This window comes from Pirellulaceae bacterium (genome assembly GCA_019636385.1).
Taxonomy (GTDB): Bacteria; Planctomycetota; Planctomycetia; order Pirellulales; family Pirellulaceae; genus Aureliella.
Window position 1 is genome coordinate 1,274,959 of sequence record JAHBXT010000001.1, and the last position, 23,187, is coordinate 1,298,145.

General features: G+C 55.5%; 6 protein-coding genes. 3 read left to right on the forward strand and 3 right to left on the reverse strand.

Features of this window, described 5'->3' with window-relative positions; genetic code table 11:
- Positions 1-37: 37 nt before the first annotated feature.
- Positions 38-1,147 carry a hypothetical protein gene (locus KF752_04855; GenBank protein ID MBX3420869.1) on the forward strand — a complete coding sequence of 370 codons (1,110 nt, stop codon included), beginning with the start codon at positions 38-40 and terminating at the stop codon, positions 1,145-1,147.
- Positions 1,148-1,149: 2 nt separating this feature from the next.
- Positions 1,150-2,574 (forward strand): aldehyde dehydrogenase family protein, encoded by a 1,425-nt coding sequence (locus KF752_04860; GenBank protein MBX3420870.1) that lies wholly within the window; start codon positions 1,150-1,152, stop codon positions 2,572-2,574.
- A 129-nt stretch (positions 2,575-2,703) separates the two neighbouring features.
- On the opposite strand, the gene KF752_04865 is transcribed toward KF752_04860, so the two are convergent.
- The 3 genes from KF752_04865 to KF752_04875 form a co-directional block, all read right to left on the reverse strand.
- Positions 2,704-3,492 carry a hypothetical protein gene (locus tag KF752_04865; protein MBX3420871.1) on the reverse strand — a complete coding sequence of 263 codons (789 nt, stop codon included), beginning with the start codon at positions 3,490-3,492 and terminating at the stop codon, positions 2,704-2,706.
- A gap of 117 nt (positions 3,493-3,609) precedes the next feature.
- A complete protein-coding gene (locus KF752_04870; protein MBX3420872.1) occupies positions 3,610-3,915 on the reverse strand; it encodes a hypothetical protein in 306 nt (101 codons plus the stop codon).
- A gap of 222 nt (positions 3,916-4,137) precedes the next feature.
- Complete coding sequence (locus KF752_04875) at positions 4,138-4,647, reverse strand: hypothetical protein (protein MBX3420873.1); 510 nt, start codon at positions 4,645-4,647, stop codon at positions 4,138-4,140.
- 1,965 nt (positions 4,648-6,612) lie between these two features.
- Between KF752_04875 and KF752_04880 the strand changes: the two genes are divergently transcribed.
- Complete coding sequence (locus KF752_04880) at positions 6,613-23,034, forward strand: tandem-95 repeat protein (GenBank protein MBX3420874.1); 16,422 nt, start codon at positions 6,613-6,615, stop codon at positions 23,032-23,034.
- Positions 23,035-23,187: the final 153 nt, after the last annotated feature.

Below are 23,187 nucleotides of genomic sequence, written 5' to 3' on the forward strand. Positions count from 1 at the left end.
GGAATTGACTAGCCGTTGTACACGACGAGGTTGATTGATGAGCGCACCGCAACTGGACGCTGCCACTGCTAAACAGCAATTGGACGCGCATACGATCGAGATGGTCCGCTGGCATTTTCATGAGAGCAGCGGATCGCCGTTTTGGCTGGAGAAAAAATCGCAGCTCGGCTTTGACCCGCTGACTGAAGTTCGTTGCTTCGAAGATCTCAAGAAATTTCCGCTATTTGAAGATGATTGGTTGCGCGGCGGTCCCGTTCGTCGCTGGGTTCCCAAGGGGCTGGAGGGTCGGCCCACTTACGTCTTCGAAACCGGCGGCACAACCGGGATCCCCAAGAGCCGAGTGGTGATCGACGACTTTCGCATTGACTACGAATTGTTTAGCGACACGTTGCCCGACTCTTATTTCCCTCGCGGCGCCAATTGGCTGATGTTGGGACCATCCGGTCCTCGGCGGCTGCGGTTGGCCGTCGAGCACTTGTGCCAATATCGTGGCGGCATCTGCTTTTGCATCGACCTCGATCCGCGCTGGGTTATCAAGCTGATTAAAAAAGGCTGGATGGAACACTTGGAGGCCTACAAGCAGCACTGTATTGACCAAGCCATAACCATCCTGACGGCTGGCCACGACATCAAGTGCATGTTCACTACGCCCAAGTTATTGGAAGCGCTGGCCTACGGACTAGCCGAGCGTGGCACCAGTATTCAAGAGACTGGCATTACCGGCATTTTTTCGGGTGGCACCGAATTCACGCCTCAGTGGACTCGCTTTTGCGTGGAAGAACTCTTGGGCGGTTCACCTACTGAGAGCGGCGTGTATATGACACCGACCTACGGCAACACGCTTATGGGGCTGGCGTGTAGTAAGCCGATTTCCTCAGCCGATGACTACAAGATCACTTACTACGCACCGCAGCCACGAGCCGTAGTGGAAGTCGTGGATTTCGACGATCACACTCGCGTCGTCCCTTACGGGGCGACGGGCCGCGTCAAGCTGTATACCATGACCAAAGAATTCTTTGTGCCCGGCTTCTTGGAACGCGACGAAGGCGAGCGCGAGCCGGCGTATGAAAAATATCCTTGGGATGGCGTCAGCGGAGTCAGACCTTACCACGTACTGGCCTCACAAACCACTGTTGGAGTCTACTAACCGTGCTGCATTTACCCGCTCTGCGGTGGGGCAAGCCCTACCATTCGCTAGAGACTCAAGAGGTCTTCCACTTCGACAACGGCGAGCCCATCGCCAAGATTTCGCAAGTTGGCGGAGGCGTATTGCAGTTGGACTATCGCCATGCATCGCGCGCTCGTCAAGCGCTGCGCGCCTTGGCGCCCGCCGAACTGATCGAGCGTTGCAAACAGGCTGCTCAACTGTTCGAGTCGGCGGAGCTGCCGATGGGCGATGGTGTTCAGTCGGTTGCCGATTTTATTCATCAGCAATCGGCCAGCACTGGTTTGCCAGAGCACATGTGTTTGGCCAACATGAAGAAGAACGCCTTTGTGCTGGGAAATATCGACAAGATTCTGGACGCACTGACTCGCGGACTGGACCTGGAGATTCTTCGTCGCGGCTACGGCCAAGAGAGTCGCGGGGTAACGGTCAGCTATCAAGTGCAGTCGCCGGTGTTAGGCGCGGTATTGCCCAATAATTCGCCGGGCGTGCATACGCTGTGGCTACCCGCCGTGGCGCTGCAGATCGGATTGCTGCTCAAGCCCGGTAGTCAAGAGCCGTGGACGCCCTATCGCATGGTGGCCGCCATGATCCAGGCTGGATTGCCCAGCGAAGCTTTTGGATTGTATCCCGGCGGTCACGACGTCGGCGGAACGTTGCTCAATCGCTGCGCGCGATCGATGATCTTTGGCAGCGCCGAGACCGTCAAACAGTACCATGGCAATCCGCGAGTCCAGCCGCATGGGCCCGGTTTTTCTAAAATCCTGATCGGCGATGATGTGGTGGATCAATGGGAGCGGCATTTGGACCTGATGGTCGAGAGCGTCTTTTCCAACAGCGGTCGCAGTTGCATCAACTGCTCCAGCATCTGGGCGTCGCGGCACACGCAGGCCATTGCCCAAGCCCTGGCCGAGCGGCTAGGACCCGTCGATGTGTTACCGCCTCAAGATCCAAACTCCGGCCTAGCCGCCTTTACCAATCCGCCTATGGCCACCGGCACCTGGGCCATGATCCAGCAAGACCTGGCTGAATCTGGCGTAAAGGACCTGACGGCCGGTTTCGGTCCCCGACTGATTGAAAAGGAGCGCTGTGCCTATTTGCGCCCCATGGTGGTGCTAGCGGATAAGGTCGATCGCGGCGTTGTCAGCAAGGAATATATGTTCCCGTTTGTCAGCGTCGTGCAGTGTCCTCAGAAGGATTTCGTCAGCAAGCTCGGTTCGACACTGGTGTGCACCGCACTAACGCAAGACGATCAATTGATCGATCAACTGACGCAAAGCACAGACATTGATCGCTTAAACGTCGGACCCATCCCCACCAATCGGCTCAACTGGCTGCAGCCGCACGAAGGCAATTTGATCGACTTCCTCTTCCGCTCGCGCGCCTACCAAATCCAGCCGCTGGGCTAGTTTTCCCCGCAGATTCAGGGACGCCAACAGATTGAGCTGCATTTTATGCCTTGATCTTGCACTATCTGAGGGCCTGTCTGAATCGGTGGGAAAGCCGACTGATTGTTGGGAATTTCGTAATGTCGAAGTTCACTCGCTCGCGGCGTTTTGTCTCGACCGGCTTGCTGCAACCGACGAAGCGGCCAGTTCGCTTGGTTCAGCGGGGCCGTTGATCGGATAAACGTGATGAGCAGCGCGCGTAAAGTTGTCGCGGGCCAGTCGAGCCAGACAGCAGAGTTCATCGCCGGATGTGTGGCCTGGATTGCGGCGCGCAAAGAATTCGATGTGCCTGTCGCGGAGGCGTTCGGGGGTCATGTCGGCTACGCCGCAGCGCAGGCGATAGTGATGTGGTTGAGCGCGAATGACGCCGCGAGCCGCATCGTAGCTGCCGGCATATTTATGCCTAGCCAGTGCGTCGATGATTGCCTGTTCGCGCTCGGGTGTAGGGCGATGGTAGTGCGGGTAGAATTCGCGGAAGAACACCGGCAGGAAGCGATAGGTCTTGTAGCCCGACGCGATCAGAAACCACCACAGCTCCTGGTCGGGTGACTCGTCGACCAGCCGCAGCGCCAGCTCGCCCCACGCATAAGCCAGCGCCTGATCACCCCAGCGGCTGCGATCGATAATCGTATCGCCCGAAAACAGCGCTCGCACCGGCTGGCCCTGGACCTCTACATCAATAATCGTCTGTGTAGAAAACCCACACAGTTCGCCGGTGTTCGGGTCGAACAACTGGATCACCCACCGCTTGTCCGCCAAATCCTCCTCAAACGCCCGCGGGCAAACGCCCTCATAATACATCTCCATCAGCGCCAGCATCCGTTGGCGATCCTCATTCGACAATTGGGTGACTTGCACGACTTGCCCAACCAGATTCATTATTTTCCTACGGTTCAGTTGCTATCTGTGGTTGATTATAGCTCTGCACGCGTGTTGTCCGGCCTCGCAGTTAGTTCGGGCCTCCCTGCCAGAAATGGTCAGCAATCTTCCATGGTACTATCCTATGGCATCCAATAGTAGGATTAGGCACGCTACGAACAGCACCACCACTGGCGGAATCATAAGGTATCGCAAGCGAACATTTCTCGTGACGACGAAGTGGAGATACACGCCTGCAATAGTCGAAGGCACAAAAAAAATCACGGCTGTCCACAGCATATTGCGGCCTAACGCAAAATCGACCCAAACGAAGGCAATTACGTAGAAGTACGTTACACAAAACGCTGCCCAGAATAACGAGCTAACTGCGAATGCAATACTGATCATCCGTATGACGCGAGTCAAGGCATGTGGAGCTTTCATCTTTTAGTCACTCTTTGCCTGAACCTCATTAGAAGAAAGCTCAAAATGGTTGGGTGATCGTCGATGGTTGTATGCACAACATATTGACCTGAGGAGTCTTGAAGATTGCTGCGATTTAGATCGTCATCTGCATTCGATGGGCCGCCAATTAGTCCGTAAGAGCTAAGTGAGCGTTCCGTGAACCTTTCAATTACCCACAAGTCCTTTGCTGCTGTAACCAGGTCACTTGAGTCCGGGCACACTCGTCGATTGCATGAACGTGTATGTGGCGTAGGAACTTAAAGCAGTTACTGTTAGTAGACCAAATACAAACACCGCATATCTGAGCTCGCTTATTGGCTGAATCTCATCTTCTTCTACGAGTGGCTCCTCAAATGGACTGATAAACTTACCCTTACGATAAGCCATCACTCCTCGAACAAACCATGCCAATATGGCTACGGTCAGGACCCCGACGAACATGGGTCCCGAAACGACTGGAAATAGAAAAAATTGCATGAGGTAGCCAGCGATAACCGTCAATGGAAGCACCAACAATGACTCGTCTGAATGGATCGGTTCCGAATTGGTCAAGCCATATGCCAGCCCACCAAGCCAGAGGCCAATCACATTGATGGTTAGCGCCGCGATGTATGGACGCCAAAGCAATCCCCACCTTCTCTGCTTAGATATAGTCAAGAACACAATAGCAACTGCTTGACCAAGTAGCAGGTACACATACGTAAGATACATCGTAGTCATTTGCATTTACGAGTGCAGCGTTCCACGCAGTTATTCATCGTTAAGGCTATTAAATCTATCAACTGCAATGAAGATAGATTACCTTACTCCCGATAACACTCCTTCCGTAAAACTACTTAAAAGAAATAGTATGGATAATGCCACTTTACTACCGCCAACACGGACAGACAAATCGCAAACGCCCAATAAGCTTGGCTGCTTACAGCTTCTGGTTTCTTCGCGTGCGAACGATTCCTATTGGCTATTCAAGTGGAACTTGACGACACAATCCAACAAAGTCCACGAACAAGCACTGTTCCGAGAAAGATTGGAATTGCCGTAAACGGAAACTCTAAGAATTGCCCGTACATCGAGTGCATTAACGACATAAGGAACCAGTCCAGCGGGGTTTCAGTCTCACCATGACCTATCGCTAGTAAGGGCAGAAATAGAAAACGTCGCTAACGCCCAGGCTGTCCAAAATGGACGCCAAAACCAATTCCACCTTCGCGGCCAACCAATAATCAAGAAGGTAAGTGCCACCGAAATCCCAAACAGTACATTGTAAAGAAATATCCCCATGAAACGGCACTCGTAATTCACTGCCTACATTGTTGCACACTGCGCCAATTGGGTACTGAAGTCCACTAGTTCCCTTCAGGATCCCACGGGCCGAGGTACTCAAGTCTACTGCTCGGCGTTGCCTGAGAAACGTAATCTCCATCATCTTCCTCGGTCACAAACTCTGCAAACGACGCTACCGAAACGTTCAAACGCTGCGCCAGCTCTTGTTTCGTATTAAGCCGCATTTCTTCCCAGAGATTTACAATTTGTGACTGCGGGTTATTGCCTACTCGCTGCGGAATAACGACCACAAAGACTCGAAGTCAGGGACGGACGTGGTTGCTTGGCGAGTACGAATTGTGCCCGGCTTGAACCACATTTTGCTGTTGGCTTGCTTAACTTCAAGTCATCGGCGATGAACAATCAGCCTACAGTCGACGCACCTGCAGGCCGTCCGCGCGGATTTGTCAGTGCCTGGTCCGTACGCTACGGGAACAGCTACGGTCATGGTAACACGACCGGTCGGTGATGGAAGTTTTTCAGCACTGCTGTATTATCCATCGACGACCGGTGGCGCCGGCGCACCGCTGGCTAGTAGTGGCGATCCGATTTCTGCAATTTCCGTTGGCAATGGCTTCTTGCAACAACCGTCGCCATACGTTGGGACGATGGCGGTACACGAGGCTACATGTGCCTCAGCACCACTGCCGTTCCCGAGGCCAGTGGACCGGTGCTGATGTCAGTCGCGCTTTCAATGTACCTGATGCGGCGCAGGGTCGTTTAGTCCGGCAGGCTTGCACTTGCGGTTTGTTCAGCTTCCAAATCCCGCAGTCTTGTACTGCCGGATCGTTCGGCTTCCTGTTACACCACGAACCCAAAAAAAACCTTCACTTCAGGCACGAAGGGCTGAGTCAACTATCCAACTTTGGAACCACTGGGTGGCTACTGCGGGTCCACCGGCTGGCGACGGTAGCTACAAGAGGAACGAGAAAAGCGTACGGTTTCTACCGTAACGGGGTTCCGATTCTGAGGATCAGTCCGGCTGTCGGGAACTTACCTCACGGCGATACGTCCAAGCGTCAGCCGTCGGTCTGTATGAATTGACTGCCGGTTGTAGGCCACCTGCCTGTGCCGCCACTCAGTCGGTTCGCCGACAGTAGGCCTAAAACGCCTTGTAACTATGGGGCACATAGGCATATTGCGTCAAGTTTGCAACAAATTCCGGGGCAACTATAATCGTGTTTTGAGTCGCAATTACTGGGTCAAGCAGTGCGCACAGAGGCAATCAAACCACCCAATAGTACTACATCGATAGCGGGAATCGTCGCCGTTCTGCGACGGCGATGCCGCCTTTGTTGCGCAGAAACCCTTCCTTCGGCCAGTGGGCATTCTACTCATGTCAGGTAAGTTTTAATGGCCAATCGCAAGCGAATTACAAGACCGTCGGCTCCTGCGTCAACAAACAGAGCGCTAAGCTCAGATGTTTCGCGCAGATCCGTCCGGCGTCAGGCCGCGCGGCATCAGGTTCGGCAGTTGCTGGCCGAACAGTTGGAACCTCGACAACTGTTGGCGATTGGTCCTCAGTTAATTGGCATCCAGCCCAATAATAGCGACCTGTTGATGGAAGGTGCGGTCCGAGACTCAGCACCGCGCGAACTCGTCTTCCGCTTCGATGATGTCCAGAAGATCGACACCAGCACGTTAGCCGGAATTCGACTGACGGCAGCCGGTGGCGATGGCCGGTTCGACCATGCGACGGCTGAGAGCGATTTCGGTAGCCATGGTACAGCCAGTATTCAACTAACCAGTGAATCGTTAGGTCAGTCCTGGAACGTGGTTGTCGCTGGCAGTAACTTAGGCAACGCCGCGCCGCCGACGTTAGCCGTCAACGGCAACACGCTCACTGTCACACTGAACACGAACGGTACCGCGCGAACTACCGCCAACCAGTTGATTCAAGCAATCAACAGTTCACCTCAGCTTGCCGGTCGTCTCAGCGCACGGCTCAAGGGTGGTCTGGCAACGGCTACTCTGGGCCATGCTGATCCCGCCAGCTATTCTCCGATCCGTGTGGACACGTCACACGACCGAGTCATTGCGCCGGGGGCCGTGCTGGTCGGCAGCAGCCCCAATGAAAATGAAGTGACCTTGCGTTTTGCCGAGGCGCTCAAGGACGACCTGTATCGCATCGACGTGTTCGGCTTCGACGATCCTGCGCGGAACATTGTGGGCCTGCGCAATGTCGGTCCGGCCGGTCCTGGTTCTGGAGACCTGTTCCAGCCCACTCGGGCTGGAACTCGCCAGGATACGATCCATTTTCGGCTGGATTTGGGTCCACAAGTCACCGCCGTTGTGCCTCAACCGGTGGTGCGAGTGGGCACTCAACTGCAGCAGCAGCGCGACACGATTATTGTCTACTTTGATTCCGATAAGATGCTGGTCGAAAATGGACCAAATGGCACTCCTACGAGTCGCTCTGTAGAGAATCCAGAGTTTTATCAGTTGATATTCACTCGGGATACGGTACGTAACACCGACGACGAGTACCTGCGTCCGCAGTCGGTGCAGTACAACGCGTTGACCAACACGGCGACACTCAAGTTCGCAGGCGATTTGAATGATCTGGTGGGGGCCGGCCATGGACCGGTAACTTATCGTCTGCGGATTGGCACGCGTGAAACTCAGCCCATCGCTCCCGTTCGCATGGATGCGGCTGCTACAGCGATCACCGACCTGAATACGGGCAGTAGTGGTGTGCAAATGCGGTTCACGGCCAAACAGGCAGGCGAGGCTGGCAACGGCATTCGGCTTGAGTTCACCAATAGCCTGAGTGGCAATCCGACGGTCAATGTGGTAGGCCGAACGATTCAAGTCGATCTCGGCCGCAGCAATCTGACAGCCGGGGAATTGAAAGACTTACTGGAAGGTTCGGCGCAAGCTGCGGCCCTGATTCGGGTCGAGCTGGCCAGCGGCAGTTTGGCTACGGTGATTGGTGGAACCAGCTTGTCAAATTCACCAATCACGCTGGTGGGCATGGGCAGCACGTTCGACACCAGCCTGAACCTAGGCCAAATCGGTTCAGCATCGCTGGCGCAGACGAGCCTGATCCTGTCGTCATCGATTGACCCCAAGCCGCTGCTACTGGACCTGTTGGGAGATAGCTCGGATCCGGGGCATCGCCGCATGCTGCAGGGACTGCTCGATAATTTCGAAGATCACATCAATCCTGCCTTTGGAGCTGACGCAACCGATGGCGTGAAGACGATTTTTTATAACTTCCGCAGTCAGTATGCGCAGAACTTGTCTGGGACTCCGCTGACCAATTCCATCAACGATCTGCAGAAGCAGCGGGCTCGAGAAATCCTGTCGCTGTGGTCTCGGTACGTCGGCGTGCAATTCGTCGAAACAGTTGATTTGGGACTGACGATCGCCGTGGGGGCCTTTAATAGCTTGAACGTGGTGCCGAACACGCGGCAGGTAACGCTGCCATTGATACAAGTTGGTACTGCGCCTAATACGACACTGGCACAGCCGGGTAGCGTGCGCGTCGACCCGGCCTTTAATAGTTCGCTGATTGTGCTGTCGGCCGAACCGGCGGCAGGCCGCCCATGGAGCAATCAATACGGCGAGAATTTTTCGCGCGTGATGGCGGCGTCGGTCGGTCTGGTGTTGGGACTAGCCAACGGCGGCGACTTGGCGAACAGCGAATTGATGCGCTTCGATCCGATCTTTCTGGCGGGCAATGATCCGCTGATCGATGGCAACGACGCTCAACTGAACGCCAACGACGAGCGGTACGAACCGGTATTTCCGGGCAATCAGGACATCTTGCATGCCCAGTATATTCATCGTCCCGATAGCACCGACATCGACTTCTACCGCTTCGAGATCAACCTGGGCGCGGCCGATCGGGTGGGGAGCTTCGTAGCGGAAACGTACGCACAACGTTTGGCTGATAGCAGCCAGCTGGACACCCTGCTGCAACTGTATCGCGAGCGGAACGCGATGGGGCAAACTACGTTCAACGTAGGTGGTCTGCTGGTGGAATTTGAATCGCTGCGACCGGGTGCTCTGGGCAATCAGTTTCAAGTCTTCTTTACACAATCCGAATTGGGTGCCGGTACGCTACCGGGAATACTGGTCTCGGATAACGCCATCAGCATCGACTTGAACTCGACCCAAGATTCTGAAACGACAGTACAAGAGATATTAGACGCCATCGCTGGCTCGCCTGAGGCCAGTCGATTGGTAAAAGCACGGCTGATGTCGGGCAACGCGGCGACCAGGGTCGGTGGAAGACAACTGACACAGAACCCAGTTCGCCTAGTGGGCGGAAGCTTTGAACTGATCGCGCAAAACGACGACTATTTCAGCCGCGATTCGCTGATTCGTCAGACGTTGGGTTCGGGCGTGTACTACATCGGCGTCAGTGCCAGCGGTAACAACCAATACAACGGTTCGGTCCAGGACAGCGGCTTTGGCGGTCGCACGCAAGGCGATTACGAACTGCGATTAGACTTTCGCGCCGGAGTCAATCCCAGCGATACGCTGCAAGATACATCTGGCCAATTTGCGGGTGATCGTTCCATGGGCCTGGATGGCAATTTGGACGGCTCGCCCGGTGGTACCTATGACTTCTGGTTCCAAACTCGACCGCTCAATCGCACGCTAACTTTTAACGCCGGTGGTTCGGCAGCGCTTGAGGGGCATACGGTGACGATCGTCGGTGCTAACGGCACGCAGCGTGTATTCGAGTTCTCCAGCGACCTGAGTGTGGCACCTGGGAGAATCCGAATCGGCTATGACAACAACACTACAGCCGCAGGGCTGGCAACCGCAGTGGCCAATGCCATTAACGCGCGCACCGAATTGGGTGTTACCGCCAGCGCCAACGGAATAGGCATGATGCTGTCCGGCGAACGATCCATTGCCCTGAATGTTCAGTTACAGCAGTTGAATGTGATCACAGTCGGCAATCGCATGATCTTCGTCGACAAGGCAGCTGGACCAAACGCCGATGGCAGCTTGGCCAAACCATTCAACAATATCTCAGCGACTGCGGCCAATGCCTTTGCGGCGGCACTGCCGGGTGACATCGTGCGGATTGTTGCCAACGGCGGTACGGACAATAACGTGGCCACCGTCGAGAACAATTTTGCCTACGAAATCGGTCGCGGTGTGCTGGCTGGTTCGACGTTGTCCGATGGACTGACAATGGACATCCCCAAAGGTGTGATCACCATGGTGGATGCTGGAGCGGTCTTCAAGTTGCGACAAGCTGCCATTCAGGCCGGTAGTAGCAATCTGAACATCGACCGCAACGGAGCGGTCCTGCAAATTCTGGGAACACCTGTCCTGTTGAACGCAAATGGCAATCCGCTGCGCAGCGCCGACGGCAGCCTGGCCGGTGGCCAAGTGTACTTCACATCCTGGCTGGATGAACGAATCGGCTTGGACAATTACACCCCCACGACTACTCCAGCACCCGGCGACTGGGGCGGAATTATGCTTCGCCGCGACGTAGATCGTTCGGCAGGTCGCGGAGACCTGGAAGACGAAGCCATCTTCCTCCGAAATATCAATTATGCTGATATTCGCTACGGTGGCGGGATCGTCAACATCGACTCGGTCCAGCAGGTCATCAACCCGGTGCACATCCTGGCCAATCGGCCGACCATCACCAACAATTCAATTCGCTATGCCTCTAGCGCCGCCATCAGCGCCGATCCCAGTGCCTTAGAAGAGACGACTTTCAACGAACCTCGCTATCAGGCGGCCGGTGCGTTTACCAGTGACTACGATCGCGTTGGTCCCAGTATTCATGGCAACCGACTGACCAATAATTCGATCAACGCTCTGTTCATCAGCGTGGAAACGCCAGTCGATGGGACGCCGCGCACGCTGACCGTGCCAGCCCGACTGAATGATACCGATATCGTTCACGTGCTGACTGAGAATCTGATCATTGTCGGGGCCTTGGGTGGAGCTTTTCTGGACAACACGCAAGTCAATCCAATCAAGACCCCGCGCTTGAGCGCGTCGCTGGTAATTGATCCCGGGATTGTGCTGAAGATGGAAGCGGCGCGCATTGAGGCTCAGATGGGTGCCAACATCATCGCCGAAGGCGTGGATGGTCTGCCCATCTATTTTACCAGTCGCATGGATGACACCATCGGCGCCGGTGGAACGTTTGATACCAACAACAATGGATCACAGACTTTGGCCAGCCCCGGCGACTGGGGCGGCATATATGTGGCTCCCACATCGCGACTGAGCATGGATCACAGCCGGGTATCGTATGCTGGCGGCGTGACCAGACTGGAAGGAACGTTCCGCGCGTTCAACACCATCGAGGTTCAGCAAGCCGATGCGCGCATCGCCAATTCGACCTTCACTCACAACGCTGATGGCATGGGCGGGCAAGGTCCGGGGACGCGACACGGTCGATTGAGCAATTCACCGGCCACCATCTTTGTTCGCGGTGCGCAGCCCACCCTTATCGGCAATACATTTGTCGACAACGCCGGCAGCATCATGCGCATCGACGTCAATAGCTTGACCGACGAAATCATCCGCGACGCTGGCCGACAAACCGGAGCTGCCGATCGTGACGTGAGTTTCATTGCGAATCGTGGTCCGCTGATTCGCAACAATCGCGCCCAGGGCAATGATCTGAATGGATTAGAAATCCGTAGTGGCACGCTGACTGTCGGCAGCGTGTGGGATGACACCGATATCGTGCATGTGGTCCGTGGTCCCATCTTTACCGGCAACATTCAGCACTCGGGTGGCTTGCGGCTACAAAGTTCTCCGACCGAATCTTTGGTGGTCAAATTCGACGGTTATGGCTCGAATTTCAATCGCAATATGGGGGCTGGCATCACCGCCAATGGCCAGTTGACGTCGGCACCGGACCGCGTGGGCGGCACGCTACATATCGTCGGACATCCTGCTTATCCAGTGATCCTGACCAGCTTGAAAGACGACAGTGTGGGGGCGGGCCAACGGCCCGACGGTGCCCCGCAAACTGACACCAACAACGATGGCATCGGTTCCATTCCGCAAGCGGCTGATTGGCGCGGCGTACTGATCGACCAATATGCCAACGATCGCAACGTGGCCATCGTTTTGGAAGCGGAGAGCCCCCGGGCAGCGGCACCTGGCTCCAATGCGACCACGGCCACAGCTCAGGTGCTGGGAGATTTGGCGGGCAGTACGTCCGGTGGCAACGAGAACTTGCGTTTGGGGTTGGTGGTCGAAGGCGTTCTCAGTCAGCCAGAAGATGTGGATGTCTACAGTTTTACTGGGGTGTCTGGCAGCGAGGTGTGGTTGGACGTGGACTACACTCGGCACGATATGGATATGATTTTGGAGTTACTTGATGCGCAAGGTAATCTACTGGCCCGCAGCACTAGCAGCACGCTGGAATCCGAAGGCCAGTTGGGCATTTTTACCACCGGCTTGATCCCGGCCAGCTACGTCGCTCCGCTCAATGCGCGTCCCGGCCAGCAGCGCACCAACATTTCAGGGTTGCTCAAAGAGGATGGCACGATCAACATCAACGATCCGGGCCTGAAGGTACGATTGCCTGGAACTGCCGGCGCGCGGAGCACCTTTTATTTCCGGGTGCGCAGTCGCGGGCAGGATGTGTCCGAAGTAGGCGCGGGTTTGAGCGCCGGAGCCTATCAAGTTCAAGTTCGCCTGCGCGAAGCCCAGGAGTGGGCCGGTTCGACCGTCAACTACGCTGACATACGTTACGCCATGAATGGCGTCCACCTGCGCGGCATGCCCGGTGAATCGCCCCTGATCGGTGAGGCCATTGAAGACGAGAGCGTCGATAGCGACGGCAGTTTGACCACCAAGAGTGGTGCCACCACTGCCAACAATGGAGTGGCTACCGGAAACGGTCGCTTGCCTGGCTTTGGCAATTTTATAGGCGTTCCGCAGTTCGGAGATGCCGAAATTGGTAATCGCCCGCAGTATTTAGGCAACATCCTCAGTACCGCCAAGGGCGCAATCAGCGTAGCAGGCAATCTATCGAACTCGTTTGATCTAGATTTTTACATGTTCGAAGTCCGTCCAGAGAATCTGGTAGCCGGACAGTCGGGTGGGTATGCGCCGGTTGTATTCGATATCGACTATGCCGATGGTCTGAATCGTCCCGACGTAACCTTAAACATCTTCCAGCAAGAGACGTCTGCATTTGTAGCCAACTCTCTGATTGCCTCGAGCGCACAACGGTTCCAGTATCGTTTGATCTATACCAGTGGCGATAGTCAGGTGGCAGATGACCAACCCCGACCGCTAGCTGGTAATGACCTGCAAGATTTGTCCCGTGGCTCAGCAGGTGCGCGCGATCCGTTTATTGGACCGATTGCCTTGCCCATCGGTACGTACCTAGTATCCGTATCCTCCACCGCTCTTCAACCGCGTGCCATTTTACAAAACCCTGGCGCATTGCAGCCGATCAACTCGCTACGACGAATTGTTGATACAGCGCATCAGCCGGGCATTACTACGGCCGCCGCTCCGGTAGTTACCAATTTCTTGACGCAACAAAACATCGTGGCCAACCAGGCCCTGGTATCGGCTGCGTTCAATCTGGGAGCGTATTCAGCAGCGGACCAACCCAATGTGTATCTCACGTACACGCATTCGGTTGGTACGTTTCAGGTGTTTGTCAGGAATTCTGCTGGCACCGAGACGCTCATTGGCACCAGCGGCGGGATCAACCCCACTTTGCTTGCCGGGGTTAATCGCCAAGCCAAACTCTCGCTGGCAAATTTTGCAGGTCAAGACGGACTACAACTGGTGTTCCGCAGCACCGGCTCGGGCACTGTACTCAATCGCACCATTATCGGCTTTGCCGAGCGCGGTGAAAGTCGCTTAGCCGACACCGAAGCCATCTTGCTGAACGCCGCATTCCTGCAGGGCCCGCTGGATACGCGTTCAACGCGCACTTTTTCATTGGAAACGTACACGAATGTAGACTCGCCGGCCCTCTCATTCGCCTATGAGATTTTTGAAGGCGAGTTGGATGCCTATGTCATTACGCAGAGTGGCGCTGAGATACTAATTGCTACTTCCGTCGACGACGAGATCAATGCGAATGTCGTTGAACTCGTCAACGAAGGTCCCCAAACGGGGCTGATCAGCCTAAACCGCTGGGCGAATCAGCCAGGCTTGCGAATTGAATTTCGCACGCGCGACGATGAACAGAGCTTTAGTTTAGTTCAAAACGTGTATATCGAGCTGGCGTCAGGAGCCCAAGTTGCCAATGGTGAAGCAAATTCAACTTTCTCGCGCGTGACGGTTCCGTCGACGGCAATTACCACTGGCAACTATCAATTGGAAGTGCGCCTGGGTGACAATTTCTTCCAATCACAAGCATTCGGCGCACCACTGCTGACTCGCTCATTCGACACCAACGATCGGCTGGCGGACGGCGTGAGTATCATCGCGCCTAGTGGTGCCAATATCACGGTTGGCGATCAGTTTTCAGTTTCCGCCGGCGGCAATGTAGTCGTCTTTGAATTCACCCAGAATGGCACGGTCTCCCATCCCGCGCATATTGCGGTGCCATTCAATGCCAGCCATGAAGACTTTGTAGTTGCCCGGACGATCCGCGATGCCATCAACAGTTCGACCGTCCAGTCGCGTTTGGCTGTTCGCGCAGCTAGCTCCAGTGGCATCGCCAGCGGCACTTTGGGACGCGATCCTCGGCTGAATTTGTTTGGAAACGCCAGCGTCAAAATCATTAGCTCAGCCAACCTGTCCGGTCGTATTCAGATTGTGGAGACTCAAGGTCGCAGCGATCGCAATGTCACTCGCGAACAAGGCCAGGTGCTGATTCAAAACAGCTTTATTCGCCAGTCGCGAGATTATGGGGTGTGGAGCGAGCCCGCCGGCAGGCTGCTCGATCCACGCGATGCGATCACGAACGCCAGGGCACTGTTGATGCAACGCAAGCCTGCGATTGTAGGCACTCAAGCAGTCCGCCACCTGCCAGTTGCCAACGACGGTGCCATGGGCGGCTTGTTGCCGGGTGTGGTGATTCAAAACAACGTGCTGGAGGAAGGCGGCCTGGGCGGAGTGAATATTTCGGGCGAGAACCCGATCTGGATGATTTCGCCGCTGACCGGCAGAATGTCCAGCTCGGATAACAGTCCATTTGTCAATGCTGATGGTACTCACTTCGGTTTTTACTTGGATGATGGAGATGTGTTGCTTATCGACTCCGATCGCACGCGACTGAGATTTGAGTTTGAAGACATGGCCGGTGGCGGAGCAGGCGGCCCTGTATATGGTAGTGGGGAAGTCGAAGGAAACGGCGTAGCCGCCGATTCCTCCATTGCTTGGTACCGCGACATGGGCGGCTCTTTTTACCTGCGGGCTCAAGGTGGTGAACTTCAAGCGTTTGCCACGAACGCTGTGGAGACCATGCATGCGCTGCGAGATTCCATTCTAGGCAGCATTTTTGTCACCAATGGAACAACCCAAATCATCAAGCCCACCATCGCAGAAAGCTTGATGGGGCCAGATCCGGGAGCTCCCAGCACAGCCTTGAGCTTTGGATACCCCGAATATTTCAATCGCCCAGCGCTGTATTTGGAGGGCGTGACCAACATCCAGTTTCTAAACCGGGGCGGCACGTTCCCGAATCCTTTTGATATCCGTACACTTGATCTCGGTCCGTCGCCACAACCGCATGCACGGGTTATTAATAATACCATCATCGGCAAAGATGGCCGTGCCGCCTTTAATGGCGGATCCGCGCTCAACGAGCCTAACGATACCATCGCCACGGCTGTGCAAACATGGCAAGGCACCAGCGGAAATCCGGTGGCTTATATCAGCCAGGGACTCATCGGCGACTCCTCGGCCAACGGACTTCCAAGCTCGGATGTCGATTTGTTTCAATTCAAACTTGGGGTAGGCGAACGGGCCATTATCAATCTGGATTCGGCGGGTAGCGGTCTTCAGGCCGCATTGCAGATTTTTGATAGTCAGGGAATCCCTCAAGCATTCAATAATTTCCTGGGACAATCGGTCTTGGTCAGCGGCAATGAAGGACCTGGTGGAACGTGGATCGGGCGTGATCCCGTAGCCGATTTCACCGCGCTCAAGTCAGGGGTGTATTACGCAGCTATCAGTTCAGTGGGTAATACGACCTACGATCCTCTCTCGACAGCCGGTCGGCTACCCGGCACCTCGACAGGCCCGTACGGCATTACGATCGTCACCAGAACGTTGCAAGAGTTTGTGATTACGGCTCAAGATGCCAGTGCCTACAGCGAGGGCCAAACCTTTACGATTCATGGCATCAGTGACAATGTACGCTCGGGCTCTTCCGGAGTGACTTTCGAATTCGTTTTTGGCCTCGGGCCTGCATCTGATCCCGCACACGTGCCAGTCAATATCGACTCCAGTTGGCGTTTTCCGGATGTGGCTCGGGCGATCGCCAAGGCAATCAATGAAGGCAATGCCGGCAACCCGGCAATTCCAAATAGTCAACAACTGCCTAACGGCTCCTTTGGCACAGCCAGCCCCCTGCCAGCCGTGCACGCCCGAGCGTTGGGCGGTATGGCCGGTGTTTTCGATGCACCGCTCAATACAATTCAAGGTGATCTGTCGGCAGTGCTTCGTCTGATGTCACAGGTGGATGAGCTGGGCACGAACGCGGTACCCGACAGGGAGATCCGTCGCCTGATCAGCGGAGACTTTTGGGAAGTCAATCAAGGCCTGAGGATGTTCCCGCGACGCAACGATGGTGTCCCACCCCTTCACTCGGCTCGCGGGATCGGCCACGATCGAGTATCGACAGCACCCCTCTCACTGACCTCCCTGGCCGATGGCACGACCGAGAAGTTTGTGGTGGTGAAAAATGCTGCCTACATCGAAGGCAACGGCAGTGTTCTGGTCAGTCCCGATGTTTTCACGCCAAACAACGTCAACCAACTGATTCCAGAAACAGGTGTTCTGGCTTCGCGCGGCGCCAGTCCAACGATCTTGAACAACGTGTTCTTCAATGTGCAGACACCGGTAATCAATGAAGAATCGCGTAGATTTCCGATCACTAATGGTCCGGCACCCTACGGGACCAACAATCCCAACACGCCGATCAAGCCTGGTCAGGTGATCCTAGCTGGTTCGATCTACCAATTTCATGAAACCAGCAGTTCCATCAATCGCTTCTTGACGGGCATCGAAGTCTCTCCGACCAATGTGCCCAACACGGCGGCTGACTTTAATACAGTTGTTCCCGGCAGCACTCGGCTATTTGTGAATGCTCAAGCAGGCAACTATCTGCCCGCGCCAGGATCACCGCTGATCGACAGCGCCATCGACTCGTTGCCCGAACGCACGGGTTTGGCGAACGTCAAAACCACGGTGGGACTGTCCGTCTCTCCCGTCATTGCGCCCGCGCTGGATCTTTTTGGTCAGTTGCGGGTGGACGACCCGGCTGTGGCGCCACCTCAAGGTCAAGGCCAGAATGTGTTTAAGGATCGCGGTGCTTTGGATCGCTCGGATACCATTGGACCGGCAGCCATTCTGCTCAGCCCGATTGACAATGACTCGGCTGGTGTCGATCAAGATCCGTCAGACGCTGTCGTGCAATTGACCTCTGGTGTTTACCCAGAATTCCGGATTCAATTGAAAGACGGGTTCGAACCGGGCAATCCGCTGGCTGGCATGGGTATCGACGATACTAGTGTAACGGGTAGCACTATCGAAGGTTTGCGAGCACCAGGGGCTGCGGTCGTGCTGCTGGAAAATGGCCGCATGTTGACAGAAGGCTTCGACTATCGTTTCGCTTATAACACGACCAGCGATGAAATCATCCTGACGCCGTTGGCTGGGGTCTGGAAGCAGGGCAATGTATACGAAATCGTCATCAACAATCGCGATCGATTCGTCATTTCTGCTTCTGCCGGTCATCAAGTCTCCGATGGCGATACGTTCTCGATCATCGACGACAATGGCGGCGTGGTGGTATTTGAATTCGATAGTATGTTTCGCCTGCAAGTACCACAGAATCTAAACTTGTTGGTACCGCTGGCCGGCGCCGCCTTTGGTGGCGTGACAGACGGCCAACGGCTGACAATAACCAACACGAGCGCTGTCGGCACGACGTTTGAATTCGATACGAACGCCAACGTCCTAGCCGGCAACCGAGCTATTCCCATCACCGTCGGTGCCAGCCAGCAGGCGGTGTTGTCTGCATTGGTAAGTGCGATCAATTCAGCCGCTATCGGTGTGACGGCTTCCGATGCAGGCGATGGCCGTATTGCGCTGGGCGCTCAGTCGGGCGTACGTTTGAATACTACGGCCACGATCGTCGATCAGCCGCGCGGTACATTGGCCTTCGAAATCCCTGCCAACGCCCTACGAGGCATCCTGCGCGACGGCCATAGCTTTACGCTCAGCAATGGACGGCGTGTTGTGGTATTCGAGTTCGACACCGATGGTGTGGTTGGATCCGGCAACGTGCGTATCGACTTTTCAGAAGCTCAATCGCTGCGTGAATTGGCTAGTTTGATGCAGCAGGCCATCGCCGGCAGCGCTCTAGGTCTTGTGCCAACCATCGTCGCCGACGATCTGCTGTACCTGGGTCTGCCCGAAGATGGATCGGTTGACGCTGGGACGTCACCTCTGACCGTGGTGGGAACGTCGCGGACACTACGCGATGGTCAGTTCTTTACGATCACGCATCAAGGTCAGTCGCGGACCTTTGAATTTACCACCGACGCCGCCTTTACTCCGGGCCGAGTGCCCATCTCGATTACCACCACCGACTCGCAGAATCAGATAGCCAACCGGATGGTACAAGCGATTCGGGGGAGTGACTTGGGACTGACTCCGACCTTGGTAGGATCGGGCAACATCGTGGTCGGCGGCGACGAGACCACCAGCATCGACATCAGCGGGGCAAGCGATTTAGGACTATTTGGGAGTCCAGGCGTACGTTCCAGTACGCGTTTGGAGTTGTTCGGCCCATTGCTTTTGCAGGTACCCTCCAGTGGTGCCAGCGGCATCACCGATGGAACGACGTTCAGCTTGACCAACGATGGCCGAACGGTAATTTTCGAATTCGACAATAACTTCAGCGGCCCAGCTCAAACTGGCAACGTGTTGGTGCGCTATTCAAACACCAGTACGGCTGCCGAAATCGCCCAAGCAATCACCACTGCCATCTTGACTACCAATCTCGGTCTGGCACCACAGACGATCAGTGGTGGCCGAGTCAGCCTGGGGCGAGTGCCTGATAGCGCTTTTGCGCAGCGCACCAGCAGCTTAACTACCGCGCGTGGCTTGGTGTCAGACGGCGAACGGTTTACCATCAGTGTTGGCACGACCAATGTGACCTTTGAGTTCGACGATGTCTCGCTAAGCAATGGATTTACCAGCGGCAATCGAGCCATTTTGTTTGGTCCCGATAGCACTCCGCAAAGCATCATCAGCGGCATGCAAGCCGCCATCAACGGTGCTGGGCTGGGCCTGGCCAGTACGATCCTGCCAGGCAACATCTTGCAATTGAACGACTCGGCGCGACACTCGATCGTTACCGGCCTGGCGCCGACGTTGGTGCGCTCAGGAGTACCCGGCGGGGCCAATCGAGTGACCTTCATCCCCGATGCCAGCTTTACGTCAGAGGACATGAAGCGCTCGCTGATTGCTGCGATCAACACTTCGACCGGCAATACTTTGGAGGCTATTGATCGCGGTGGCGGAACGCTGCTGGTTTCGGGAGCCCGATCGATCAGCCCCGAACTGGATAGCTACTTCCTGCGCGGAGTCGCTGATTTGACCGGTAATTTTTTGAAGACGAATCAACTGGATGATGAGACGCGATTTACCATTCTCATGCCGGGTGTCGAACTGGACTTTGGCGACGCACCCGACCCTCTCAGCACTACGCTGGGCAGCTACCCTACGCTGTTTGCCAACAATGGTGCGCGGCATTTGATAAGTGATCGCGCCCTGCTGGGCAGCCATATCTCGGCGGAGCCCGATGGTCAACCCAGTCCAGACGCCTCCGCCGACAGCAATGACGACGGCGTGACGTTCGGCACCAATTATCAAATTGCTGGCCTATTTAACCGCCACTTCCAAACAGCCGTAACGGTCACCCTGTCCAGCGCCGGATTTGCGGATGCCTGGTTCGACTGGAATGCCGATGGCGACTGGAATGATCCAGGCGAATATATCCTGCAGTCGGTGGTGTTTACTTCAGATAATTTGACGCAAACGTTTCACATCACAGTACCACCCTCGGCACCAGCGCTCACGCAATTGACTCCGTCGGTCGTTCGCTTCCGATCCAGCACGCGCGGTTCACTGGCACCCACGGGACTGGCCGTCGATGGCGAAGTGGAAGATTACCGGATATTCATCGCTCCGGGCACGCCTCCAACAGCTGTCCACAATCTGTATAACGTGTTTGAGGATACTGCGCTGCTGACCACCGACGCTACGGGACAGATTACACCTGGGTTTGGTAACGACGATGGTGTGGCTGCCAATGACGTTAGTCCTCATGGTCATACCTTGGGCGTTACCTTAATTCAAGGTCCGGCCCATGCCCGATTTTTTGAATTGAGGTCAGACGGTACGTTTACTTATGATCCGCTCAGCAACTACTTCGGCCAGGATTTATTTACCTACCGTGTCAATGACGGCACGTTGAACTCCAACAATATTGGTACTGTCACGATCAACGTGATTGAGGTCAACGATCCACCGGTAGCAGTGGGAGACAATCTGGAAACCGACGAAGATGTGCCTCTGGCTGTCAATCAGTCGGTATTGTTAGCCAACGATTCTGCCGGACCCAACGAAACTGATCAAACGATCAGCGTCACCCAAGTTCAGGCGATCACACTGCGCGGCGGCAGTGTGACATTGGTGGCCGGCGTGATTACCTACACGCCGCCGACCAACTTCACTGGTGTCGACACGTTCTGGTACACGATTACCGATAATGGCACCACGGCTGGCGCTCCGGCACCGCTGACTTCCACCGCCACAGTTACGATAACGGTTCAGGATGTGAACGATCCGCCGTTGCCGGGACAGTTTAGCACGCAGATGCAAGAGAACCGTCCGTCGGCACCAACCAATTTGTCGCTCAGCGGTCAGACTCTGGCCTCATTGGCATCACCCGGTCCTGCCGACGAACAGTTATGGCAGGCGGTGCGCGTGGTCGGCGTCAACTCGACCAGCGCCGCTGGCGGATTGGTAACCTGGACTCCGGCAACCAGTAGCATTGGCTACATACCGCCGTTGCATTTTGCTGGTACGGACACGTTTACCTATGAAATCGAAGACTTTAGCACCGATCCCAACCGTCCGTTGATGTCGCGGCGAGCCATCGGAACCGTGACTGTCACGGTTGATAACATCAACGATCCGCCGTTTGTCAAAACGGCCTTGGGGAACTTGACGATCGCTGAAGATTCTGGGGCCATGTCAATCGACTTGGCCAGTGTGTTTGATGATCCCGATATAGCGGTGGCCGGTGATCAGCTAACTTATCGCTTAATTAGCAACAACGCTCCCACGCTGGTCAATGTTTCGGTATCGGCCGGCCTACTGCAAATCGCGACGTTACAGGATCAAAACGGGCAGGCACTGGTCGTGGTCGAGGCGGAAGATTTGGCTGGTTTGAAGGCGCAAGACACGCTCACACTGACCGTCAGTCCCGTCAATGATGCTCCGCGCGTGGTGAATCCCTTGGGCAGTCTGACGGTTAACAAGAATTCTTTGGTGCCCAGTATCACGCTCAGCCCCAGTCGCTTCTTTGATCCCGATGTAGCCACCAATGGCGACCAACTGACCTTTGCCATCATCTCCAATTCCAATCCGCTGTTGGTCACACCGTCAATAAGTGGCAATGTGCTGAACATGAGCCTGATTGCCAATCAGTTTGGCATCTCGGTCATCACGGTCAGCGCAACCGATCTGGCCGGGCTAAGTGTCACCGATTCGCTGACGCTGACCGTTACCAACGTCAACGAACCGCCCATTGGAAGAGACGACAGTTACAGCGTGCCTCAGGGCTCTACCTTGACGGTAGCTGCCGCCCAGGGAGTCCTGGCCAACGATTCCGACCCCGAAGGTTCGCCACTGACGGCGATATTGGTCAGCGGTCCAGCGCACGCGTCACAATTCACGCTGAACCCCAATGGCTCGTTTACCTATCGGCACGACGACACGTCCCGACAAACCGATAGCTTCACCTATCGCGCGTCGGACGGACAGCTCCAAAGCCAATTGGTCACGGTCACGATGATCATCGATGCACCTCTGCCTTCGACGCATCAGAACCCGGTGAACAATTTAGACGTTGATGCCAATGGCCGCATCACGGCTCGTGACGCGCTGTTGATCATCAATCTACTGAATTCACGCAGTCAGCCGATTTTGGTCGATTCGCTGGGTCCACCGCCACCCTATTATGATGTCGATGGCAATTATCGAATCACCGCCCGCGATGCGCTGCTGGTCATCAATGAACTCAACCGGCGCAGTACCGGTGGTGGCACCGGCGGAGGTGAAGGCGAAAGTCCATCGTCAGCGGTGGACACTCGATCGCTGGCCTTCGACTTCCAGGTTTCGCACCATTCGGAGAACCAGCGTTATCTGCTGCACTCTCTGCCGGTTACCGAAGTGATTGGTCCGAGTTTGGCGACTTCCGCAGGATCCAACCAATCGGAGTCACAGACAGACCTAAGTTGGCTGGAGCAACGTGCAGCCAAGTTGCAGAAATTGCAGCCGACCGATGTGGCGCTGGCCGAACTGGTAGACGAGTTTCTTAATTCCCAAGAGAGCTGAAATGTCATTCGATCAGCGAATTCGTAGCTGCCGTCCCCAGACGGTGAACGAACTCGATTTCCGCCGTCTGGTGACGGTGGCTACGGGCATATTCGCATTGCCTGCTCGCCCTAGAATGGCACTTCAGTAATTTCATAGAGATTTCACTTTTGA

Excerpts from the sequence above, each read along its gene's own strand:
- KF752_04855 (MBX3420869.1), top strand. The coding sequence starts at position 38 with ATGAGCGCACCGCAACTGGACGCTGCCACTGCTAAACAGCAATTGGAC.
- KF752_04865 (MBX3420871.1), bottom strand. The coding sequence starts at position 3,492 with ATGAATCTGGTTGGGCAAGTCGTGCAAGTCACCCAATTGTCGAATGAG.
- KF752_04870 (MBX3420872.1), bottom strand. The coding sequence starts at position 3,915 with ATGAAAGCTCCACATGCCTTGACTCGCGTCATACGGATGATCAGTATT.
- KF752_04875 (MBX3420873.1), bottom strand. The coding sequence starts at position 4,647 with ATGTATCTTACGTATGTGTACCTGCTACTTGGTCAAGCAGTTGCTATT.
- KF752_04880 (MBX3420874.1), top strand. The coding sequence starts at position 6,613 with ATGGCCAATCGCAAGCGAATTACAAGACCGTCGGCTCCTGCGTCAACA.